Origin of the sequence: Rickettsiales endosymbiont of Trichoplax sp. H2, assembly GCF_009690945.1 — a bacterium.
Lineage (GTDB): Bacteria > Pseudomonadota > Alphaproteobacteria > Rickettsiales > Midichloriaceae > Aquirickettsia > Aquirickettsia rohweri.
On sequence record NZ_NPHZ01000004.1, the window covers coordinates 74,674 to 99,266 of the forward strand.

Below are 24,593 nucleotides of genomic sequence, written 5' to 3' on the forward strand. Positions count from 1 at the left end.
TTAAGAAATAATTAAAGCCATGTTAATATAATTATCTATAATTGTTTTTTTCAAATTTTTAAACTCCTGTGTTTTTGCTTCTTCATTATTTATAAAAGATTTTTTAAAAGCTATTTTATCTAGTATTATTATGTCCTTATTTACACATTTAGCACTTCTATTCAATTTCACCCAAATAGTATCAGTATTAAAATCTATGCTTTTAATATTCTTAATACAATGAGATTTAATAACAGTTTTAACATCATAGAAAATAGGCATATCTATATAAAAATCAATCTTATCATCTTCTGCAATATCATTAAAAAAATATAACGGCTTATATTTTAGTTTTAATGCTTTTCCTAAATTTGTATTTAATAATAAATCATCAGCCCTGTATTCAAGTTTAAATTTAACATCTTGAACAATTCTTGAATCTAAAGTTGGTATTGTTGAGCTAATTTTATCTTCGTAATTAACAAATTTATTATCATTAACACTCATAAAAAGCAAATCTTCTAAACGTTGTTTTGAATAAAATTTTCCTAATCCATTAAGATTCCATAAAGATTGCCCACTCAATTTTGCATCAAAAGATAATCTAACTTTATCATCTTCAATATAATATTCCTTAGTAATATTATTAACAGAATTTTTTGGGTTAATTGAAGGTATTTTTTCATATTTTGCCACTTTATCTGAAATCACCAAAACCATTCTATCAGCAATATCCGGAAACAATCTACCTGCCATACTTTGGAAATTTGTAGGATCCAACCAGTAAACATTTCCATTTTTACCTTGTACTTTTAACATCATATGATTAAAAACCCAAAATGGGATTGGTGCTTTAAATTCCGGATAAATTTCACCTCTATAAACTAAAACTATATCAACTTTATAACCAAGTTTTTTTAAAATTGCCCCTGTTGAAAATGAAAAATCTTTACAATCACCATATTGAGTTCTAGCAACCTCATTTAAATCTCTAGGAAAGACATTTCCTGAAATTGATCTCTTATCCATCAAATATTGAATCGAATCACTTAAATTTAAAGTAATATAATTTATTTGATCAATTTCATTTTTTTTATTTTTGGCACCTTCATAAATTTTTTCAAAAACATTTGGCAATTTTTGATTTATAACCTTAGAATAATTATCAATAAATTTTTTATGAAACCCTTGCCATGATTTCTCACTAGTAACGGCAACCCATGTTAGATGTTTTTTATTAATTGCACCACTACTTGGCTCATCTATTAGATCATTAGTAAAAGGTCTTATTTGATTTATAGTAATACTTTCAACTGATTTATTTTCTTGATTTTTTTTCTTAATCTCTAATACTTCATATGGATCATTTTTATAAATATAAAGTGGAATTTCAGAGTTTATAGCCACATTAAATTTTTCAAAATATCCACCTCTTCCAAATGAAAAGAAATTGCTAAAATAATCTGGTATAGCTAGATTATTCACTATAACTTTATATCTAAGATACACTTTAGCTCCAACCACAATTTTTGGAAAAGCAATGGAAATTTGACCATATTCAGCAATTGCACTTGCTTCACTTGCGAGTGGTTTATCTTCTATTTCTGATTTTTTAACAACATATTTTTTACCTTCAAAAATAGTATATGCTTCTAATATTTCTACTTTTTCTCTCTTTAAATCATATTCAAAAATAAATTTTGAATATCCTCTTCTACCTTGTTCTTTTAATATTTCGTCTAAGAATTCTATTGTTGTTTCGTAAGTGTAATCCTTATTAACATTAATATTCACGTTTTCATACATTGTTTTTATAGATGAATCTTCTAAAGTTGCCCATCTAGCATGTAAAGTTATTGTTGATAAAATTAAAATCAAACAATATATAAAAACTCTAACCATTTATCCCTCAATTATTTAATATTCTCATCAAAATATTTTTCATATTTTTCTTCTTCATCTTCATATTTTTCAGCATCTTTTAATGCTTGTTTCTGTTCTGTGATATTTGGCCAAATTTCTGAATATTTCTTATTGATTTCTAACCATTTTATTAAATCCTCTGATTCAGGTTTTATTGCATCAACAGGGCATTCAGGTTCACATACCCCACAATCAATACATTCTTCTGGATTTATCACAAGCATATTTTTTCCTTCATAAAAACAATCTACAGGACAAACTTCAACGCAGTCAGTAAATTTGCATTTTATACATTTATCAGTAACAACATATGTCATTTTCAGTAATTATCCTAATATTTACTTGATTTAAAATTTATAAAGTGTATTAAATGTTATATAAATTGATTTTATGGACATTATACTTATTTTTTTAGATAATAAAAGTACTATAATAACTGTCCAAAACATTTTTGCGGATGTGGCGGAATTGGCAGACGCGCTAGACTTAGGATCTAGTGCCGCAAGGCGTGTGGGTTCAAGTCCCTCCATCCGCACCAACTAAATTTTTTTACTTCATGACAAAAATTTTAATTTCAATATCAAATTTCTATCAAGATGTCTCTACAATTTTATTAGATTCATCTAAAAAAGTATTAAAAAAAAATAATTTAGATTATGAACAAGTTATAGTGCCAGGTGCATTTGAACTCCCTAGCTCCATTAATATGGGATTGGAAACTTTTGAATATAGTGGTGTAGTTGCTCTTGGCTGCGTTATTAAAGGAGAGACTTCTCATTATGATATTGTTACACATGAATGTGCAAGAGCAATTCAGGATATTTCAATTTATTATTCTATACCCTTAGGCTTTGGAGTGCTTACTGTAGATAATAAACAACAAGCACTGGATAGAGCTGCAAAATATGCTGCAAATGCTGCAAATGCGTGCATACAAATGATCAAGGTAAAAGAACAATTTATGATTTATAATGACAAAAGAAACTCTAGATTCAACTAATAACGTTCAATCCCTTTACTCATCTAGAATTTTAATAATTCAAACTATTTATTCATTTGATATTTTAGATAATAAAAAAGATATCAAACAAATTTCATCCGATTATGTCAATTATTATAAATCTAAATATCCCAATAAAAAGCTTAATGTAGAATTTTATGAAGAGCTTATAAATTTTATAATTCATAATATATCAAATATTGATAATAAAATTCATTCTAATTTAGAAAAAAATTGGAAACTTGAGAGGTTACCAAAATTAGTGTTATCTATTTTAAGAAGTGGAATAGGTGAATTATTACACGTTAACAATTCTAATGTTGCAGTTATAATAAATGATTATTTGCAAATTACAAAATCATTTAATCACTTAGAGGAGTTAGGTTTCATCAATAGTATATTAGATAAAATAGTAAAATAAATATTTAACCATTTTGTATTTTTAATTTTAATAGTGCTCAGTACTGAAATAAATAAATGATCGACCCATATATTATTTCGTAAACTGTAAATCTTTCATATTTCTTCCTTTTGATTTTGCTTTACTGTAATTATGAATTATTCTAGTACATCAGTTAATAAAGCATCATTTAAACCACTATTCACTGCTAGAGGATTATTTTGATAATATTTAAGATATGCAAATCTACCCAAAACTCCTAAAACTCCGGTTCCAACAGTACTTCCAACAACTACACCAAAAGTATCATACCAATGCCAATTACTTCCACTATCTGAATTTGGAATAGGTAAATTTTCATAATAAAGATTTGGATCCACTTTAGTTGTAATATTACTATCTTGATCAGGATCAGTAACTGTTAACGGATAATCTTTATTTATTTTAAATTCTATGCTATCTCCATTTATATTTATTATTCCTTCTTGTACATCACGTTTTATATTCCATTCGCTTATATCAAGCTGACTTAAATCAATTTGATCTCCTATTTTTAAACCACTTATCTTTATTCCACTATTATCTGAAGAGTATATTTTAGATAATAGAGAAAACATACTATAAGCAATGTTTATTTGCTTAGGTAATATCATTACCTTATTAAAATTACTTTCATAACTCATTATAAAAGTAACATCTTGACCTTCAATAGCTTGGAACATTGTTCCTTCATTAAATGAAATGGCTATACATTTAATACTAATTTTACTACAATCTAATAACTCCCAATCCTTAGTTGATAAAAGGAATTCAACTTTCTCATCTTTTTGTGTAATATTAAAATTATTCCAACTAAATGATTTAATTGCTATATAATTACTGAGTTTATCTATAGTATTTTCCCTAAAGTCTATTGCACCTCTGAAAATATAAGATATACTATTGTTATAGGCTAATAAGTACCCATTATTTTCTTGTGTTATCAATACATATATTTCTCCTATCTCAGAGGTATTACAAAGATCTGTATTACATTTAATTGCTTCTCCAGTTAATTTTTGACTACCAAAATATATTTCTCCATTTTGATCTGTATCATCAATAACAATCTTTTCTATATTATCAATTTTCACACATTCCTCAATTTCTTTATCACTATTTTTCTTATCTTTACATTTACTTTCATCAACTTTATAATTACCAATGATCTTATATTTATTAGCGCCACCAGAATCAGTTATCTCATTATTCAATCCATATAATAAAAATTCATCATTTCCTGAACCTGATTTTATATTAGATCCAGCATATACAGATCCCCAAACTAAATTTCCACTATTATCTGCATTGATAGCAACCTTATTTTAAGTACTGTATATTACTAAGCCAATAATGTGGATTGCACGCAATGGCATTATAATTATCATAACCGTTATAGCCAAATAATGTTCCTGATGGCCACTCTGAATAAGTAGCTTGTATGCTTGGATTTATATTATTATCACTAAATATGTCTAACATGCCTAACATAGAATGCTGAGATTGAATTGAGTAAGAAGATGTATAAAATTGCCAAGAAGGTTGACCATAAAACCCTGTCTGTTGATAAAGAGGCTTTTTATCGGGTTGAGATACAAATTCAGGATATACCCGAACTATAGTTCCTGTATGATTTGACATACTATTAACTATGTTAGGAGCTGATAAATAGCTGACTACATTTTTATCTACATATTTAAAATCAGCATCAGTAAATGTGTATGTGTGCTTTTCAAGAGTAAAAGAGCATATATCTATATCAGCTACATCAATTCTTTGCTCATTATTTTTCATTATCTCATATGTGCCAGGACTTTCAAAAGTAATAGCAGGCAAATGAAAATGAGCTGCTGTAAGTTCTGCTAATGCTGCACCTAAAGAATGTCCTGTTAATGAAACTTGAGCATCAGTTATTCCATTATTACATAAATAATGATGAACTACGTAATCAATAAATGCAACTGCACTATTATATTCACCTGGCACTGAATTTAACCACATAAAGTAATCATTACATAAATCTCCATAAGTAACTTGTGTTCCTCTATGAGCAATAACAATATTATTGTTAGAATCCTTATATACTTTACCATAATAATGCCCTACTTTTGCAGCATCTGGCACTCCCTCATCTCTTGAAGTAATCAAGGTTGTCCACCCCGATGGTAAAACTCCACCATCTCCATATACCTCTAAACTTAATTTAGCTGAAATATATTGTAACATTGTTAAAGCTTGATTATTAGCTATTATATTACAATGTGGAACATTCATGATTTTTGCATATACATCAGAGTCTTTTTCACTTCTACCTGGTTCATATGCTGAAGATCTAACACTCGGCCATGTTACAACATAATTTCCATTATTTAAAGCTGCTACTGATGGAATAGAATAATCTGGATGTTCTATACTGTTAGATGCCTTACTGTTAACTTTAAATTGATCTATTACAATAGTACAATCATTTTTATATACTTTTACATAGTAGTTACCACTATTCATCCATGTAACAACAAATTGGTCATTATCTAAGCCAGCTATTGAAGGATTATAACCTTGTTTATCTATTATTGAAGGAGTAGGATTAGGAATTTCAAATTCAGCACAACCTAATGAAAAGTCTTGATTGTATTTCTTAGCATATAATTTTGCAAACATTGGAGCAGTCCAAGCAACAATAAAACCACCATCACTAAGTGCTGCTATGGTTGTTGGAAGTGTTTCATCCACAGATGTTGTTACGCTTATTTTTTCAGTTATAGGGTGAGCACTATTACTATAACATTGAAAATATAATGAGGGTTCATCTATCCAACTCATTACAAAATCTCCATTTTTTAATGCATCCATAGTGATACTCTTTGCTATATCACTATTTTGCATCTCAACCTTATGTTTAGTATCTATGTCATTTGAAATTAAATAATAAAAAAAATCATAATTATCACTCGATATAAAAGCAAAATCTCCATTAGATAATCCTGAAATCACTGAGTGACTATTAATGGGAAAATCATTGTATGGTGGAACTTCATTCAAACTATAAACCATATTATTAATAGCATCATACTTTTTTAACCAATTATCATAGGTAACAACAAAGCCATTACTACCATCTTTTAATGCAGCTATATGATTTTCCGGCCAACTATAATCTATTGTGCTGTTACTAATTTTAAATTCTGGATCGACAATCTGACCATTATTATGATATCTAGAAGCTAAAAATTGTTTTTCACTACCTTCATCGGTACGTAGCCAGGTAATAATAAAATCACCTCCATCCGTTCCAACTACCTTAGGTTTAAACCCATAATCTTTACTATTAATTTTGAATTCCGACATTACTCAAAAGTACAACCATTGCTATATAAATATTAGATAATATTTATATAGCAATGTCAATTTATTATAGAAAATATGATTATTAAGTTAATTACGACATAACTATAACACAACCCAAAGTCTTGAACCTCATACAGCAACTATGGCTTGTATAGCTATATTGATAGGTTTTTTAACTTATATATTACTATAACTCTTAGTATTGGATATGGTTCAGTAACCTTGATAAGAATCTTCTTGCTGATTATTCAACCATGTATGACCTCCAAAACCAGGGTCATGCCCTACAACATATGATTTATCAACTGCACATATCTCTAAATTGTCATAATTATCTAACCATTCATTTAATTCATGAATATTATTCTCTTTACAAGATGAATATCTAGGCTCACTAGGTGGCCAACTTCGAAGAGAAGGGTATGCAACATCAGTATTATTCAATTTATTGGCCTCTTGATAATACGCCCATGTAAGAGTGCTAGCTGTAGCTATATCAGTAACAATAGAATCATCCTGATTGGCTATTGACGAGATATATTTTGGAGGCATAACAATATTTCTATAAGCCAACATTAATGATTTATTAATAATTGGGTGACTTGCTGTTGCTGCAAAAAAATAATTCTCTAAATAAGTTCCACTGCTTGACATTATAAAAAAATTATATTTATAACATTCCTCTGAAATATCTCTGTGAAAGATAAAGTTTAAATCTGCATATACACCACCAAAATGCTCAACAATACTATACCTTAGAATATCAGTAGATTTGCCCCATTGATGCTTTTCTATTAATATATTTATTAATGATAGAAATTTTAGTTCATGAGTATAATTATTTATTGATCGCACCTCAATTTTAGTGCCTGAATATTTTTGAATAGTCTGGGGGATTAATGATTTATCGTTTGTCCATACAATATGATTCCATTCTATTGTTGAATGTTTAAAAATTTCAAGAGTTGCTAATGAATTTTGATAATCTTGCTCTCTAATTTCACGAGGATTATCTCGATGTGTTAGCCATATATGGTGAATAAAATGTGGAATTTTTAACTCAGTCTGTACTTCTGCAGTTAAATGTTTATATTTTTTATCTAATATAAAACGTGGAGACCATAATTTATAATTGAAATTGTAAAATACCTCTTCCTTTAGTGATGAAATACATCTTGCTCCTTGGTTGATGAGATATTCCATTATTGAGGAATTTACTTGGTTCTCAGAGTTAAATAAAATATATAATGCGGTATCTCCATCATAATTAAAATTTACATCTGCACCTGCAGTTAATATCGATTCATATAGGGAAAGGACAATAGATTCATCTACTTGTGCTTCATTATATGCTATTACTTTAGAAAGAACTATTAAGAATTTATTTGGATGATGTAATAATAATTCTTTATTTTCATTTAAAGTTTCAAGCTTTATACTATATGAATTATTCATCACAGTAGCAATATCAGCTCCAGAATCTATGGCTTCCTTTATTAGTCTTTTTTGTAACTTAAGTTTTTTAGGACAAATTAACCTCGTATATGGGTATTCTTCTCCAATTTTATAGATATAACTTATTAATGCATCTTGCAATTTCTTGTTTGCTGATTCAGTCATATGTTTTTAATATATTGTGTTTAACTTCTAATAGTATTTATTAGTCGCGTCAAGTTAATCATGACATGATAATGACATAACCCTGAACCTTAAATTTTAGGGAGCAACTATGACTTATATAGCTCCATTCCAAATAGATTAAATTTTTTAAAAACAATATCTCTGCCTACTAACTGTGTTATTATATCTACCCATATTCACTGCAAATATATTCCTTATTTTCCCCATAAATGATAGAGTTTGCTATATTACTACTGCTAATTTAAGTTTTATAAATTATTTTCCCTAATTATACATCAATAAAAAGCCAAACTCATTAACAGTATAAAAGAGAGGAATTATAATTGTAAGTAAAAATTAAGAAGCTTGTTGTAAACTGCTTACCTATCTATCATCATATTTACAACAAACCCCTTTATATTATAAATTTCAAATTAACTAAATATAACTAGAAACTAAATTAAGCAAAAATTATTACATTTTTAGCAATTACTAATTACTTTAGCACATATCCTTATAATTCATCATGGGCTGCATGATCCGTTTTAAATTCATCAAATGCATATCCCTTTTCATTACCGTTAATGTTACTATTTTCTGGATATAAGCTGCCCTTATGCTTTATTACACCTTCAATTCCACTATTTAAATCACCATTTAAGAAGTGAGTTAAACCATGATTTAGAGTAACATTTTCCGCATCTACAACAATTGCTGTTTTAGCTTGTATTGTACCTTGGTCAAATGCTTTTTCACCTGCATTCTTTCCTCTTACATTTTCATTTGGAAAAAATGAATATATACCAAGTCCATTACCAGTAAATCCTGAAGCACTCTCAGCAATATATAATGATGCACAGCCTGGAGTTTAATCTATGGAAGAAGAATCAGGTAATGAGCATTTTGCTAAACCATTTGCTGGCAAATAATAAGGCATTTCAGATTAATAAAAATTAACCTGACCATTTTTTCCAAACCAAACAGTTTGATAATTTTGAAAATGTTCTACAAATAAACCATACATTTTGACATTATTACCATGGATAATTAATCCATAAGGAGCTTTAGCTGTATCTGCTAATACATTCCAGAATTTTGCATCATGATCTGCTCTCCACAGCCATAAATTCTCACCAATTGTATGATCAGCATCTATTTTTATACAACTATATGCTGAAGCATCTTCTTGATCTTTATACAGATGAGCAATTCTGCAATATACATCTTGTAATATAGTAGGATTTGTAGACACACCCTGATCTTTCTCACCTACATTTAAAAGCACAGCATCCGGATTTGTATCAAAAGAACTGGTTTTTGGTGCGTCAAATACCACTCCATATAACTTTACTCCTTCACTTCCAGTTATCATACATTTTCCTGTAGTCATTGGACAAACAAGTGATGGTATTCCTAAACCTAGTACTATTTTATTATTTGGTATATTTAGTGTATCTTCAAGGTCATAAATACCAGGCATTACAATAATACCTGCTTTATTGTTATTGGCTAATTCATCATTTATTTTTTGAATATCACTTGCAGATACTGTTGTTCTGCTTTCGTTTTGATTTAATTGTAATATAATAAATTCACCAATTGATTTTGCTTCGTTATCATATTTAACATTCCACTCATCATGATCTTTAACTAATTTAGGCTTTTTATGAGATTGAGCTAAAGTATTATCGTGCACTTCTGTAAATGGATATCCTGGCCATTTATTTTGCACATTTTTATCACCTTCTCCTTTTTTACTACCTATCTCGTTATTATCGGATACTATATTCCAAACTCCAGCTTCTAATCTACCCACCTTTGAATTTGACACGTAAAATTGTTGTTGAGATCCAAGTCCAATACTAGAAGCTTTCATCCCATCAATAAAACCACCACTAGTCATACCACAAGCATGTGAAGCTGTATTCCAATCACACATTAATATTCCAGCATTTCCTTCAATAGTCACGTCTCTTATTGGCGATGCTTGTGATACTGCATAACGTAATGCACCATCACTTCCTATATTCATTTTTATATCAGATAAAGTACGCCAAAAAGTATCAAGCCCACCAGGTGAATCACATTTATCATTTTGAGTCCCGTCAGGATTAGTAGCTTTAGCACAATTATTTAAAACATTAATACCAGGTGATACTACAACAGAATCTTGGTCATTACTAACTCCAGATATTTGTGTATAATATCCTACTTTAAAATAATCCAGCATCTCATAATTACCTTCTGCAATCAATATTGCATAACGAGCTGCACTCCATTCGGTTGTTTTTCCTGCCAGGACAGTACTTTGAGGGCCGCCAACCCTAGCTCCCAAATCATATAAACTTTTACCATCACTATGTTCAACAAAATAAGCTCCACTAGGACAAGCTTGATCTGTGCAATCACTTGGCTTTTTTAATAAATCATTAAAGCTTAAACTAGAAAAATTTTCGTTTTGATTTAAATTTATTGTAGTCATAGTTACCCCACCATAATTATTACAAATGTTATGCTATCATGTTTAATTTATACTACAACCTTTAATATTAAATTTTTTATTAAAACAAAATATACTACTAAAGATAAAAATATAAACCCAATAAACTGCTTCATAGTAAAAATATTATACCAAATATAAAAAATGAGGGTGTTAAAGTTTATAATGATAAGATTATTGATTTTAAAAAACATTTACATTTCTTTGAACTGTTGAATGTAATTGACCGTTTATAATTAGGCATCCCTATTTTGAATTTTTCCATTAACAGTATTGTCAAAACATACTATACTTCATACCTTGCCATATTTATCTGTTGTTCTATATTAAATACTTCTAATCAATCTTTATTTCCATTATTATAACTTAACGATGCCACTTTTTTTATATATTGCTGTACTTCTAATAAATCATTGCCTAGATAGCCAATATAGAAGTCTGGACGCAGCACACAATAACCTTCCTTAATGTTATTAAGTTCGCTTGGCAGATTAACTTCACTAGCATTGATAACAGTTATAAATTTATCATCATTTAATACAGATTTAGCATTGCCTGAAAAATCAATTATTAAATGCTTTACATTATTTTTTACAAAGCAAGGTAATCTATCTCCTGGTTTTAAACCATTGATACTATGACCTAAAACAATAGAACTAGTTTCATAATTAATTGCAGTTTCACTAATAAAGCTAGTTATTTTTCTTTGTATAATACTAGGCTTAGTAATAAGTGACATCAAGATATTGCGGATTTTATTTAAAATTTTATTTTTTGATAATACTGATTTTGTCATATGTGTAGTACTAGCCAATACTTTTTGTGCAACAGGACGACGTTCTTGTTGATAACTTTGTAAAAGTGTTTCACCTGCACCACCATTAATAATCAAGGCAAGTTTCCAGCTTAAGTTGAAAGCATCTTGCATACCAGTATTCATTCCTTGTCCACCGGCTGGTGAATGTACATGTGCTGCATCACCTGCTAGTAATACACGACCTTTGACATAATTTGTTGCTAAGCGCTCATGAATCCAGAATTTAGAGGACCATAGAGGTTTATGAATTTTTATATCACCAGGTAAGCAACGTTTGAAAATTTGCATAAAAATATCTTCATTGGGTTCTGCATTATTAAATTCTATTGAGTGACTAACTTCGGCCATAATTCGGACAGAATTTTGCATAGGAAAAAGCATAACACTTAACTGCTCATTTAAACCAGTATACATACTGTCTAACGAGTATTGCCAATCAATTGGCGAGTCTATCATGATAAATTTGAGCTCCAAATCTTTACCTTCATATGGAATATCCAATACTTGACGAATTACACTATGGTAACCATCACATGCAACCACCCAGTCAGCGACAATCGTTTCTTTATTTGTAACAACAGTAACACTCTGTGCAACATCTTTTTCTATATTTATAACTTCAACCTCACGTTCAACTTGTATACCTCGATTAGCTAAATATTCTATTAACAATCGTTCAGTTTGAGATTGTGGTATGCAGCAAACAAAATCATACTGACTTCCAATAAATTTAAAATCAATAGAGGCAAAATGTTTTAAGCAGGAATATAATTCCATAGACTTTATAAGCCTACCTGTGTTAATAAACTTTTCACTAAGATCTAGGGTATTAAACAACTCTAGTGTACGAGCGTGTACAGCAACTGCGTTAGATGTTTTAGTGGGATCAGACCTTTTATCAATTATACGCATAGAAACACCATAATGCGTTAACAAAGCAGCTGTTAATAAACCAACTGGACCTGCACCAACAACTAATACATTAGCTCTATTCTTCATATCAATATCATCTTTTGTTTATTATTATATATACACCTACCTTGATATTCATCACTGTATTTAAGGTTAATTATTAGATTAGATAAAATTAAAAGCAAATGATAAAAGCAAATTTCTGTAGTTAAGTAAGCATCAAAATGTTATAAAGATTTATACTGTTGCAGATTGATAAAGGGTTATCAAAATATCAAAAACAATTTTTGAAATAGCCAATATTCATAAATTTAATTTCTTAAGTTTTAACGTTTTGTTTTGAATTTTTCCATTCGCAACAATACTATAATTTTGCCCCTAAATTATAGATAATACATTCCATTGTTTGTAATAAGGGCTATAGAACAACTTCATCATCAAAAAAATGTTCTTGACCAAATATTACAAAAGATGTGTTAGAATATGGAGCTCCAATAATGATATCATAGCACATGGCCCCATCACCTGTAAAAGTTAAACCAAAGTTAATGGATGATAAGATGATTTTAAATCCATTCGTGCCATCCAAAATAGATTTATCAATTACTCACTTTAAGCTTCGTGTTTTATAAAAACATATTGCATTATAACTCTCTTGTATATTAGTCTAAATTAACAAATATATAGTGGTGAAATGTCAGAAACTATATCATATATTCATAGCATATTTTTAAAATTACCATTCTTAGCATTATTTACAACAATTGCCTTAGGATATTGTATTGGTAAGTTTCATTTCAAAGGTTTTGTATTAGGAGGCATTACAGGATCATTAATTATAGGAATATTAATAGGGCAAATAGGAGTAAAGATAGATCCAGAGTTAAGCTCTTTCTTTTTTGCATTATTTATATATGCAGTAGGTTATCAAGGAGGAGCTCAATTTTTTAGGTCAATAAATAGAAAGACTTTTATACAATTAATCTCTGCAACAATTACATGTGTGCTAGGTCTTTTATGTGTCTTAGTCTTTGCCTGGTTATTTGATCTTGACAAAGGTACAGCTGCAGGACTAGGTGCTGGAGGATTAACACAATCAGCAATGATTGTAACAGCTTCATCTGCTATAGCAAAACTTGATATTTCTCAAGCATCTATTCATGTTATGCAAGCTAATGTAGCAGTTGGTTATGCAATTTGTTATATATTTGGTTCGTTTGGACCAATTATTTTGCTATGTACAATTATTCCAGGAATTATGAAATGGAATATTAGAAGTAGCGCTATAGAATTGGCAAAAGATGGGATAGCAAGCAATGATAATCTTGAAGAGGGACAATTTGAGGCAATACATTCAATTGATACAAGGATTTACAAGGTTAAAGAAAATTCACCAGCTATTAATAAGTCAATTGGAGATTATCTGGGCAAACATATTGCAATTGAGGCAATTGTAAGAAATAATCAAGTGGTTAATATTGATGACAAAACAATAGTTCATAAAAATGATATAATTGCTGTTACTACTAATGTTTCAGAATTTTCTGAGTGTTATAAGTTATTCGGTCCAGAAGTTGAAAAACCTGAAGCAATGAAATTAACAGAGGAAATTCGTACAATTATAGTAAATTCTAAAAAATTTGATAAAAAAAGTATTAATGAATTCTATACTATAGTAGGCAATAAAGTTGCAGGAGGAGTCTTTTTCAATACTATTTCTCGCTTAGGTGAGGTTTTAAAGTCAAAACCAAATCTACAACTCAAAAAAGGAGATGAAGTGACTTTAATTGGCAAAACAGCAGATTTAAATAAGGTATCTAAACTTCTAGGTTATACAATTCCTGTTACAAAAATTACAGACTTTATCTTTTTTGGATTAGGAATGTCAGTAGGCTTTATTTTTGGTTTGTGTAGTTTTACTATATTTGGAATATCTATAGCACTTGGAAATGGGATAGGGTGTTTGTTAGCTGGATTAATTTTAGGATGGATCAGATCTACTCACAAAAGGTATGCAGCTTTACCTACAAGAGCCTCTAACTTCCTTAGAGATTTTGGATTAGCAGTATTTGTTGCAACAGTTGGAATTACTGCAGGTCCAGAAGCTACTGTAGCAATAGAAAAATATGGTGCTGAACTATTTTTATTAGGCATAGGGGTTACTATTATACCTCAAGTTATTAGCTTTATTATTTCATATTATATATTAAAAATAAAAAATCCTATAGAGATATTAGCAACAATTGCTGGAGGAAGAAGTGCTAATCCAGGTTTTGCTGCATTACTTGATAAAGCAGGTAACTCGACTCCAGTACTTCCTTTTACAGCATCATATGCTATTGCAAACATATGGTTAACTTTATGGGGTCCTGTAATTGTAGCTTTAGTAGCAAAACATTTATGATACATTATAAGAGGTATATATGGCTAATACAAACAATCTAAGTCCATTTGAATTAAAAGATCAATTAATCAATATAGCTTCATCACATAAAGATAAGCTTATGTTAAATGCTGGACGTGGAAATCCTAATTTTTTGGCTCTAACTCCAAGATATGCTTTTTTACAATTAGGTCATTTTGCTTTAAAAGAATCAGAAAGATCATACTCATATTTACAATCTCCAATAGGGGGAATGGTAGAAAAACAAGGTCTTGTTGAGCGTTTTGATAGATATGCTGATATAAATATTGATAAGGAAGGTGTAAAATTCTTAAAGGTAGCTTTATCTTTTATTACTGATCATCTTGGAATACAAAAAGTGGATTTTTTACATGAAATTACAGAAGCATTTTTAGGATGCAATTATCCAGTTCCACCTAAAATGCTAACAATTTGCGAACAAATAGTAAAAATTTACTTATCCTCAGAACTATGTGGCACCTCTGTAATCCCAGATGATTTTGAGATTTTTGCTACTGAAGGTGGCACAGCAGCAATGACCTATATTTTTCAAACATTAAAAAGCAATGGCCTAATAAGTAAGGGTGATAAAATAGGAATAGTTACTCCAATATTCTCTCCATATCTTGAAATTCCAGAAATACCAGAATACAACTTACAAATTGTAGATATCAGAGCAGATGAAACTCAGGGGTGGCAAATAACCGATGAAGAATTAAAAAAAATTGAAGATAAGAAAATAAAACTTCTTTGTATTGTTAATCCAAGTAACCCACCTTCAGTAAAGATAAACGAAGAAGTTTTAAACAAAATTAGCAATCTTATAAGAACAAAACGTAGAGATTTGATGATAATTACTGATGATGTTTACTCTACATTTTCTGATAATTTTACTTCTCTTTTTTCAAAATGTCCTTATAACACTCTTTGCGTATATTCATTTTCTAAATATTTTGGAGCAACTGGATGGAGACTTGGAACCATAGGACTTCATGCCAATAATGTATTTGATGACGCTTTAAAAAATTTAGATGAGAGTGTAAAAAAAGAATTAGATATTAGGTATCAATCACTTACTACTGAACCTCGCAAGGTTCGTTTTATTGATAGAATTGTTGCAGATAGTAGAACAGTAGCGTTAAACCATACTGCTGGAATATCAACTCCACAACAAGTCCAAATGACTTTGTTTGCCTTATCATGCATATTAGATGAAAATAATGTATATAAAGAGACTACCAAAAAACTTATTAGACGCCGTTATAGAATACTTTATCAAGCTATAGGAGTAAAAATTGATAATACTGATAGTAACTTTGTTGACTATTATACTTTAATAGACTTAGAACTTTTAGCAAAAAATTTGTACAATGATGATTTTGCCAAATGGTTTATAAATAAAGATACAGGTATTGATTTCTTAATGCGTCTAGCAGATGAAACAAGTATAGTATTACTTCCTGGCAAAGGATTTGAAGTAGTAAATTCATCTGTAAGAGTCTCTTTAGCAAATTTAACAGAATATGAATATAAATCTATTGGTAAAGCTATTAGAAAAATTTTAGATGAATATCATGATGAATTTATTAAATCTTAATATTATTAACCCGAGCTGCATATAAGAATTAATCTGTAAAAGGCTAAAGAGCTATTATATGGAAACACTTGAATACAATTTTAGTTAGCAATATAGTCATTGCGAGAGCATGTTAATGCTCTCGGCAATCCAGATATATTTCAAAATAAGTTAGGCAATAATTATGGATCACCACAGTCGAGATTAAAGTCTCTCCCTCGTGATGACTGTAGGGTGGTATGCATTCCTCCTTCGTGATGACTGCTCAGAGATACTCCTCTTCATGATTATAAGATTTGCTATAAATTTCTTATTTCTTATCTGGAATTTGGGTTATTATTAGATATAATAAAATGTTGTTAAAAAAGTATATTATTTAAATTTTATCCATATTTTTTATTATTAGTAAATATATTGATATTACTTTTAACTAAATTATTTATAATCATATTTTGTTATTTTTAACCTCTTTATTTAAATTAGAGTAATACAAATTTAAAAATTTTTCATTTTCATGATTTAAAATTAAGTTAAAATTATCAGCTAAAAAATCAAAGATCCTGTTTATTTTGCTTAAGTCATTTTCTTTAAATTTACCTAATACATAATTTGTTATCATTGATGTTTCTTGTGGTTTATCTATACCTATCTTTATTTTACAATAATTATTTCCAATATGTTGATCAATCGACTTCAGCCCATTATGTCCAGCATTACCTCCACCAATCTTTATTCTAATTTTGCCCACAGTCAAATCTAAATCATCATATATAACAAATATATTTTCTAATGGTATTTTATAGAAATTTACTAATTTACTTATAGGAATGCCTGAATTATTCATATAAGTCATTGGCATAAAAAATAAAATGTCATGGTTAAAAAATTTTTTTCTTGTTAATTTTCCATCAAATTTATCAGTAAAATCTAAAATATTATATTTACTACATATGGATTCAATAACACTAAAGCCAATATTATGCCTAGTATTTTTATATTTTGAACCTGGATTACCTAAACCTATTACTAACTTCATTCAAAATTAATTAAATTATTTGTTTTAAAAGAAAAATAATCATTATGTGAAACTATAATATGATCATGAATAACAATATTAACAGCTTTTAATGCAGTTGCAATTGTATTTGTAATTTCTATATCCTGCTTTGAAGGAGAAACATCACCACTAGGATGGTTATGTACTAAAATAACAGCTGATGCGAAATGATTTATGGCACTTTTTACAATTTCTCTAGGGTGCACAGCTATTCTATCTACAGTACCAGATTCAATAATTTCTTCGTCTATTAATATATTTTTTGCATTTAAATAAAGAATTTTGAAATATTCAACTTTTTGAAATCCCATTGTTAAGTTGCAATAATTTACTACAGAAGTCCAATTATTTAAAACGTGAAATTTTTTATCACACTCATTTGGCAAATGTAACCTACTAAAAAGATCCTTAAGTAATTTAAAAAAAAGATATACCGAATTTCCTAATCCTTTTATTTGGCTTAATTGTGTATAATCAGCATTTAGAACACCTATTAAACTTCCAAATGTATTCAGTAATTGTTTTGCTACTTTTTTTGTATCTTTAATTGGTATAACATAAAATAACACCATTTCTAATATCTCATAATCTGGCAATGATCTAATAGGTAATTTATAAAATCTAGATTTTAATCTTTGCCTATGCCCATGCTTACTATCAATAACTTCCATATTGTAAAATGTCCTTCCCAAACATTAGTTTTATAATGGTAGATTATCATGCTTTTTCCAAGGTTTTTCAACCTTTTTATTTTCAAGCATTGCCAAATATTTACAAATTCTCCATCTAGTACGATGTGGTTTTATAATATCATCAAGATATCCACGCGAGGCAGCAACCAATGGAGAAGCAAATTTTTCTTCATACTCATCAATTGATATACCTTTTAAGATCTTTACAGCTCCTTTTGCACCCATAACTGCAATCTCTGTGTTTGGCCAAGCTAAATTTATATCACCTCTTAAATGCTTGGAGCTCATAACTATGTATGCACCACCATATGATTTTCTAACAATTAAGCTGATTTTTGGAACTGTAGCTTCAGCATAAGCATATAATAATTTTGCCCCATGCTTAATAATACCTTTATGCTCCTGATCAGTACCAGGTAAAAAACCAGGAACATCAACAAACGAAATAATTGGTATCCCAAATGCATCACAAAATCTTATAAATCTAGCTGCTTTAATAGAAGCATTAATATCTAAACAACCTGCAAGCTCGGTAGGCTGATTTGCTACAATCCCAACAGGACGCCCTTCAAATCTTGCAAAGCCAACAGTTATATTTTTTGCAAAATTTTCTTTAATTTCAAAATAATCAGCTTCATCTACAACTTTTTCTATCAACTGTTTCATATTATAAGGTTTAGTATTATCTTCAGGCACTAAAGTCTCAAGAGACATTTCAATTCTATCTGCAGGATCATTTGTTTTATACTGAGGTAATTCAGCTATATTTGAGGAAGGTAAAAAATCAAAGAATCTTCTTACCATTTGTAAACATTCTATATCATTTTCAGCAATATAGTCAGCAACACCACTTCTTTTCATATGAATCTCTGCTCCACCTAATTCACCATGAGTTACATCTTCATGTGTTGCAGTTTTCACTACGTCAGGACCTGTTAAATACATATACGATGTTTGATTAACCATAAATATAAAATCTGTAAGTGCTGGCGAATAAACTGCTCCTCCCGCACATGGACCCATAATTAATGTAATTTGTGGAATTACTCCTGATGCATCAACATTTCTTTGAAATATTTCACCATACCCCTTAAGTGAGTCCACACCTTCTTGAATTCTTGCTCCTCCAGAATCATTAATTCCAATAATAGGTGCTTTAAGCTTCATAGCTAAATCTTGTATTTTTGTTATTTTATTCGAATGCATTTCTCCAAGAGAGCCACCTATTACAGTAAAATCTTGACTATAAACAAAAACAAGTCTTCCATTAATTGTTCCATGCCCAATTATTACACCATCACCTGGAAAAATTTTATTTTCCATACCAAAATTTTGACACCTGTGTTCAATAAAAGCATCCATTTCTTCAAATGAGTCAGGATCTAATAAAATTTCTATTCTCTCTCTTGCTGTTAACTTACCTGAATTATGATGTTTATCAATTTTATCTTGCCCACCACCTAATCTTGCAGATTGTATTCTTTCATTAATTTTATTATTTTGCATAATCTTATAATAGTTAATTTGTGCTTATATTAATAAAAAAATAATTCTTTGACAATGTTTTGAAATTTATCGTATAACAAATACTTCCAAAATACATTAACTATAAATTTTGAATGAATATTTTTTTGTATTTTAAAAGCTTAATACATAATGCAGTAGAAAACACTTATCCAAAAATTTTAAGCGATAACGAAATTAAAGTAGAATACCCTAAAAATGAAGATCATGGGGACTTATCTTCGAATGTATCTATAATTATAGCCAAGAAAAAAAAATTAAATCCTAGAGATATAGCGAAAGAATTATCAAGTATTCTTTTGGCAAATGAATATATTTCAGAAATTTCTATAGAAGGTGCTGGTTTCTTAAATTTCAAAATAAAACCATATTTTTGGCATAAATTTTTAAAAAAGTTAGTTAATTTAGGACATAATTATCCAAAAATAGATATTGGAAATGAAGAAAAAATAAATGTTGAATTTGTTTCTGCTAACCCAACAGGACCACTCCATTTAGGGCACGCTAAAGGTGCTATATTCGGAGATGTAATTTCAAATTTGCTATCAAAATGTGGATATAATGTAATAAGGGAATTTTACATTAACGATGCTGGAAATCAGATTAAAACTTTAACTAAATCACTTGAAATAAGATATAAGCAATTGCTTGGTGAAAAAATTGAATTAGATAAAGATTGTTATCCAGGTGAATATCTTATTGATATGGCTGCCATTTTAAAAGATGAATTTAAAAATAAATTAAACACTCTCACAAATAATGATAGAGAAGAATTTTTAAAGAACTTTGCTGTTGAAAGAATTTTAAAAATTATAAAAGATGATTTATCAAAATTAGGAGTTATACATGATTATTTTATTTCTGAAAAAAAATTGATTGAACAAAATAAAGTAGAAAGTTGTATATATTTTTTGAAGGAAAAAAATTTATTATATAAAGGTATTTTAGATAAACCAAAAGGCGAAGAGAATAATGATTGGGAACCTAAGGAGCAAATTTTATTTAAATCTACTAAATTTGGTGATGATATCGATAGAGCAGTAATAAAGTCAAATGGAGAATACACATACTTTGTATCTGATATTACCTACCATTTAGATAAGATAAAAAGAGGCTTTAATAATATGGTATTACTGCTAGGAGCTGATCATATAGGTTACAAAAAAAGACTTACTAGTGTTGTAAGTGCATTAAGCGATGGCAAAGCAAATTTAAACATCAAGATATGCCAATTAGTTAAGTTATTAAGAAATGGTGAGCAAATCAAAATGTCCAAAAGATCAGGCAATTTTATTTCACTTAAAAAAGTCATCGAGGAAATTGGTAGTGATGCACTTAGATTTGCTATTTTATCCAAAAGTTCAGATACACTTTTAGAAATAGATGTAGAAAAATTAAAGCAACAAAATAAAGACAATCCTATCTTTTATGTTCAATATGCATCTGCAAGAGCTGGGTCTATTTTAAGAAAAGGCATAAATATGGGCATTGATATAAATAATATACATGATAAAGATATTGATTTAACTCCTCTAAAAAGTGAATATGATATAAGTTTAATAAAAATTTTAGCACTTTATCCAAAAATTATAACTGCTTGCTTAAACAATTTAGATCCTCATAAAATAACATATTATCTTTATGATTTAGCATGCATATTTCATCAAATCTGGAGTAAAGGCACCAAAGAAGAAAATATTAAATTCATAATTGAAGATGATGTTAATCTAACAAAAGCAAGAATATTTTTAGTTCATTCAGTAAAATTAGTTATAACTTCAGGTTTACAAATTTTAGGCATCAAGGCATTAGAAAAAATGTAACAAATAGCAAATATATTATATATTCTTCTTGATAAAAAAAATTTATATACTATGTCTATAAGGTGGTTATCAAAATAATATTAATTATTAATGGCAGAGAAAAATTACTATAAAATCTTAGGGGTTAATAAAGATGCATCCGCTGATGATATAAAAAAAGCATTTAGAAAATTAGCCTTAAAACATCATCCTGATAAAAATCAAGGTAATAAAGAATCTGAAAAAAAATTTAAAGAAATTAATGAGGCATATGAAATTCTAAAAGATGATCAAAAACGAGCTGCATATGATAAATATGGTAGCGCAGGTTTTCAAAATTCTGGTGGTGGATTTCATTCTCAAGCTGGAGGATTTGAAGATTTTGCTGACGTATTTGGAGATATATTTGGTGATTTTATGGGTAGAGGAAGCTCTTCTCCAAAACAGCAAAGAGAAAATCAATTTAGAGGATCTGATTTAAGATATAATACAGAGATAACATTAGAAAATGCATATAAAGGATTAAACAGAAATATAAAATTTAGAACTGCTGTTAAATGTGATGAATGCGATGGAAAAGGCACTAAAGCAAAAACTGGAACTACCAATTGTAATACTTGCCATGGATCAGGTAAGGTTAGATATCAACAAGGCTTTTTTATGATTGAAAAAGTTTGTACTAGCTGTTCTGGATCTGGAGTAATGATTAAAGATCCTTGTAAAACATGTAAAGGAGAAGGTAGATATGAGAAAGAGAAAAATTTATCTATACATATACCAAAAGGAATAGATAATGGCGCCAAAATAAGAGTATCTGGAGAAGGTGAGGCAGGTGTGCGTGGTGCAGCATCTGGAGATTTATATATACATATTTCAGTTAAGCCTCATGAATTCTACCAAAGAGATAATGCAAATTTACATTGCTCTGTACCAATAAAAATGACCACTGCTGTACTTGGAGGATATATTGAGATACCTACAATTGATGGAAATATTGCTAAAATAAATGTACCAGCAGGCACCCAATTTGGCACTAAATTAAGAATGCAAAATAAGGGCATGCCTATTATGAATTCCTCTAGAAATGGAGATATATATGTTAATGTGAATGTTGAATTACCTATAAAAGTAACCTCTAAACAAAAAGAACTTCTAGAAGAATTTGGTAAAATTAACCAGACTGGTGCAAATCCAAAATCTGAAGGCTTTTTTGATAAAGTAAAAAACTTTGTTTCAGATTTTAATAAAAAAAATTAAAATTACTATGTATTCTATTGAAATTTCTAAGCTAACAAAAACTTATCAAAATGGCCATCAAGCACTAAAAGATATAAACTTAAACATAAAGAAAGGACAATTTTTGGCTTTACTTGGTAAAAATGGAGCTGGTAAAACTACTTTTGTTGAAATATTAGCATCACTTACAAAAAAATCTTCTGGAAAAGTATTAATTAATGGTAAAAATCTAGATTTTGATATTGCACATATAAAATTTGAAGTTGGTATAGTTCCTCAAGAATTTAATATATCAATTTTTGAAAAAGTTATAAATATATTAATAACCCAGGCTGGGTATTTTGGTATAAACTCAAATATTGCAACAAAACGAGCAAAAAAACTTCTAAAAAATTTGGATTTATGGGAAAAAAGAGATCAAGCTGTAATTACTTTATCTGGTGGAATGAAAAGAAGATTAATGATTGCAAGAGCATTAATGCACGAACCAGATATAATTTTCTTAGATGAACCTACTGCAGGAGTAGATGCAGAAGTAAGGCAAAAGATATGGCAAATAATGAAAGATTTAAATAATCAAGGTAAAACAATAATTCTTACTACTCATTATTTTGAAGAAGCAGAAAAGCTTTGTGATAGTTTAGCCATTATTTCCAAAGGCAAAATAGTTATGAATGATTCTATAAGTGAGATATTTAGGCAATGTCCTAAACAAAAATATCAAATTGAGATTGATAATTATGATTCTTTAAAAATAAATAATAGCCAAATTGTTAAAATTTCAGACAAGATATTTGAAATCTCAATTGATCAAAACAATTCTTTATCAGATAGTATAGCATTTATTGTTAATCAAGGTTGCAAAATACAAAGAATTTATCCAAAAAACAATAGGTTAGAAGAATTATTTTTAAATTCAGTGGTGTAAAGTATATGAAATGGCAAATAAATTTTATTGGTTTTAAAACAATTTTAAAAAAAGAAATTATAAGAATATTAAGGATATGGCCACAAACACTTATCCCACCAATTATCACAACTAGCTTATATTTTATAATTTTTGGAGAAATTTTATTTAAAAATAGATTTGTAAGTATAGGTGGACAAAATGTTGCATATGATCAATATTTAGTACCAGGACTTATTGCAATGGCAATAATAATGAATTCGTACAGCAGTACATCTTCCTCATTTTTTAGTATGAAATTTCAAAAAAATATTGATGAACTTTTACTTTCTCCTTTACCAACTTGGATTATTATCATTGGATATACATTTGGTGGAATTTTTAGAGGTATACTTAATGGCTTAATGGTACTTATAACAACACTATTTTTTATAACATTTAGTATACATTCATTTATAATGTGTATTTGCATGATTTTCCTTATCTCTTTCTTTTTTTCAGTAGCAGGTATTGTAAATTCTATATTTTCTAAAACTTTTGACGACATAATGTGGTTTTCATCATTTATTCTTACACCAATGGTATATTTAGGAGGTGTGTTTTTTACAATTGAAATGCTTCCAGATTTATGGCAAAAAGTTACTCAATTAAATCCAATTTACCATTTCATAAGTATCTTTAGGCATAGTTTTTGGCAAATTGGTAACTTTGATTATATATCTTTTACCTCTATAATATTTGCAAATATTATACTGTTTGCTTTTGCTGTTTATTCATTTAACCGAAAACTTCAGAAGTAAATATATATATATAAGTGTATCTAACTTTACTTCTTGATATCTTTTATATTAAAAAAT

Annotated in this window: 19 protein-coding genes and 1 tRNA gene; 9 read left to right on the plus strand and 11 right to left on the minus strand. The window is 28.8% G+C overall.

The window, feature by feature from the left end; all coding sequences use genetic code 11:
* Positions 1-1,881 carry a DUF3857 domain-containing protein gene (locus h2es_RS05260; protein ID WP_154512053.1) on the minus strand — a complete coding sequence of 627 codons (1,881 nt, stop codon included), beginning with the start codon at positions 1,879-1,881 and terminating at the stop codon, positions 1-3.
* An 11-nt stretch (positions 1,882-1,892) separates the two neighbouring features.
* A complete protein-coding gene (gene fdxA, locus h2es_RS05265) occupies positions 1,893-2,219 on the minus strand; it encodes a ferredoxin FdxA (protein ID WP_126045069.1) in 327 nt (108 codons plus the stop codon).
* Positions 2,220-2,355: 136 nt separating this feature from the next.
* Here fdxA and h2es_RS05270 point away from each other — a divergent pair.
* From h2es_RS05270 to nusB, 3 genes are all read left to right on the plus strand, one after another.
* A tRNA-Leu gene (locus tag h2es_RS05270) sits at positions 2,356-2,440 on the plus strand.
* Positions 2,441-2,458: 18 nt separating this feature from the next.
* Positions 2,459-2,902 carry a 6,7-dimethyl-8-ribityllumazine synthase gene (gene ribH, locus h2es_RS05275; RefSeq protein ID WP_126045070.1) on the plus strand — a complete coding sequence of 148 codons (444 nt, stop codon included), beginning with the start codon at positions 2,459-2,461 and terminating at the stop codon, positions 2,900-2,902.
* On the plus strand, positions 2,874-3,323 hold the full coding sequence (gene nusB / locus h2es_RS05280; RefSeq protein WP_126045071.1) for a transcription antitermination factor NusB: 450 nt from the start codon (positions 2,874-2,876) through the stop codon (positions 3,321-3,323). Before ribH ends, nusB begins: the two co-directional genes overlap by 29 nt.
* Positions 3,324-3,460: 137 nt before the next feature.
* On the opposite strand, the gene h2es_RS05285 is transcribed toward nusB, so the two are convergent.
* The 6 genes from h2es_RS05285 to h2es_RS05310 form a co-directional block, all read right to left on the minus strand.
* Entirely contained in the window at positions 3,461-4,555 is a 1,095-nt protein-coding gene (locus tag h2es_RS05285) for a hypothetical protein (protein WP_154512055.1), read from the minus strand.
* A 106-nt stretch (positions 4,556-4,661) separates the two neighbouring features.
* On the minus strand, positions 4,662-6,689 hold the full coding sequence (locus h2es_RS05290; protein ID WP_154512057.1) for an alpha/beta hydrolase family protein: 2,028 nt from the start codon (positions 6,687-6,689) through the stop codon (positions 4,662-4,664).
* Between the two features lie 213 nt (positions 6,690-6,902).
* A complete protein-coding gene (locus h2es_RS05295) occupies positions 6,903-8,309 on the minus strand; it encodes a glycosyltransferase (protein WP_154512059.1) in 1,407 nt (468 codons plus the stop codon).
* A 943-nt stretch (positions 8,310-9,252) separates the two neighbouring features.
* Positions 9,253-10,791: a hypothetical protein gene (locus h2es_RS05300; RefSeq protein WP_154512061.1), complete on the minus strand. Its 1,539-nt coding sequence runs from the start codon at positions 10,789-10,791 to the stop codon at positions 9,253-9,255.
* 358 nt (positions 10,792-11,149) lie between these two features.
* Complete coding sequence (locus h2es_RS05305; protein ID WP_154512063.1) at positions 11,150-12,625, minus strand: FAD-dependent monooxygenase; 1,476 nt, start codon at positions 12,623-12,625, stop codon at positions 11,150-11,152.
* Positions 12,626-12,956: 331 nt separating this feature from the next.
* On the minus strand, positions 12,957-13,127 hold the full coding sequence (locus tag h2es_RS05310) for a hypothetical protein (protein WP_154512065.1): 171 nt from the start codon (positions 13,125-13,127) through the stop codon (positions 12,957-12,959).
* A gap of 105 nt (positions 13,128-13,232) precedes the next feature.
* On the opposite strand from h2es_RS05310, the gene aspT reads away from it, so the two are divergent.
* Both aspT and h2es_RS05320 read left to right on the plus strand, forming a co-directional pair.
* The gene (aspT, locus tag h2es_RS05315) at positions 13,233-14,942 is read left to right on the plus strand and encodes an aspartate-alanine antiporter (RefSeq protein WP_154512067.1); all 1,710 of its coding nucleotides are present in this window, start codon (positions 13,233-13,235) and stop codon (positions 14,940-14,942) included.
* Positions 14,943-14,961: 19 nt separating this feature from the next.
* Positions 14,962-16,539: a bifunctional aspartate transaminase/aspartate 4-decarboxylase gene (locus tag h2es_RS05320; RefSeq protein WP_154512069.1), complete on the plus strand. Its 1,578-nt coding sequence runs from the start codon at positions 14,962-14,964 to the stop codon at positions 16,537-16,539.
* Between the two features lie 424 nt (positions 16,540-16,963).
* Here the strand turns inward: h2es_RS05320 and pth are convergent, their stop codons facing one another.
* From pth to h2es_RS05335, 3 genes are read right to left on the minus strand one after another with little or no spacing between them, the layout of a single operon-like run.
* A complete protein-coding gene (gene pth, locus h2es_RS05325; RefSeq protein ID WP_154512071.1) occupies positions 16,964-17,554 on the minus strand; it encodes an aminoacyl-tRNA hydrolase in 591 nt (196 codons plus the stop codon).
* Positions 17,551-18,246, minus strand: a complete 696-nt coding sequence (gene radC / locus h2es_RS05330) for a RadC family protein (protein ID WP_154512073.1) — start codon at positions 18,244-18,246, stop codon at positions 17,551-17,553. Before radC ends, pth begins: the two co-directional genes overlap by 4 nt.
* A 30-nt stretch (positions 18,247-18,276) precedes the next feature.
* Positions 18,277-19,791: an acyl-CoA carboxylase subunit beta gene (locus h2es_RS05335; protein ID WP_410528610.1), complete on the minus strand. Its 1,515-nt coding sequence runs from the start codon at positions 19,789-19,791 to the stop codon at positions 18,277-18,279.
* A gap of 95 nt (positions 19,792-19,886) precedes the next feature.
* On the opposite strand from h2es_RS05335, the gene argS reads away from it, so the two are divergent.
* The 4 genes from argS (at position 19,887) to h2es_RS05355 (ending at position 24,536) form a co-directional block, all read left to right on the plus strand.
* Complete coding sequence (gene argS / locus h2es_RS05340; RefSeq protein ID WP_154512077.1) at positions 19,887-21,614, plus strand: arginine--tRNA ligase; 1,728 nt, start codon at positions 19,887-19,889, stop codon at positions 21,612-21,614.
* A gap of 90 nt (positions 21,615-21,704) precedes the next feature.
* Complete coding sequence (dnaJ, locus tag h2es_RS05345; RefSeq protein ID WP_154512079.1) at positions 21,705-22,850, plus strand: molecular chaperone DnaJ; 1,146 nt, start codon at positions 21,705-21,707, stop codon at positions 22,848-22,850.
* Between the two features lie 7 nt (positions 22,851-22,857).
* Complete coding sequence (locus h2es_RS05350; RefSeq protein ID WP_154512081.1) at positions 22,858-23,757, plus strand: ABC transporter ATP-binding protein; 900 nt, start codon at positions 22,858-22,860, stop codon at positions 23,755-23,757.
* A gap of 5 nt (positions 23,758-23,762) precedes the next feature.
* Entirely contained in the window at positions 23,763-24,536 is a 774-nt protein-coding gene (locus h2es_RS05355; RefSeq protein ID WP_154512083.1) for an ABC transporter permease, read from the plus strand.
* Positions 24,537-24,593 lie beyond the last annotated feature (57 nt).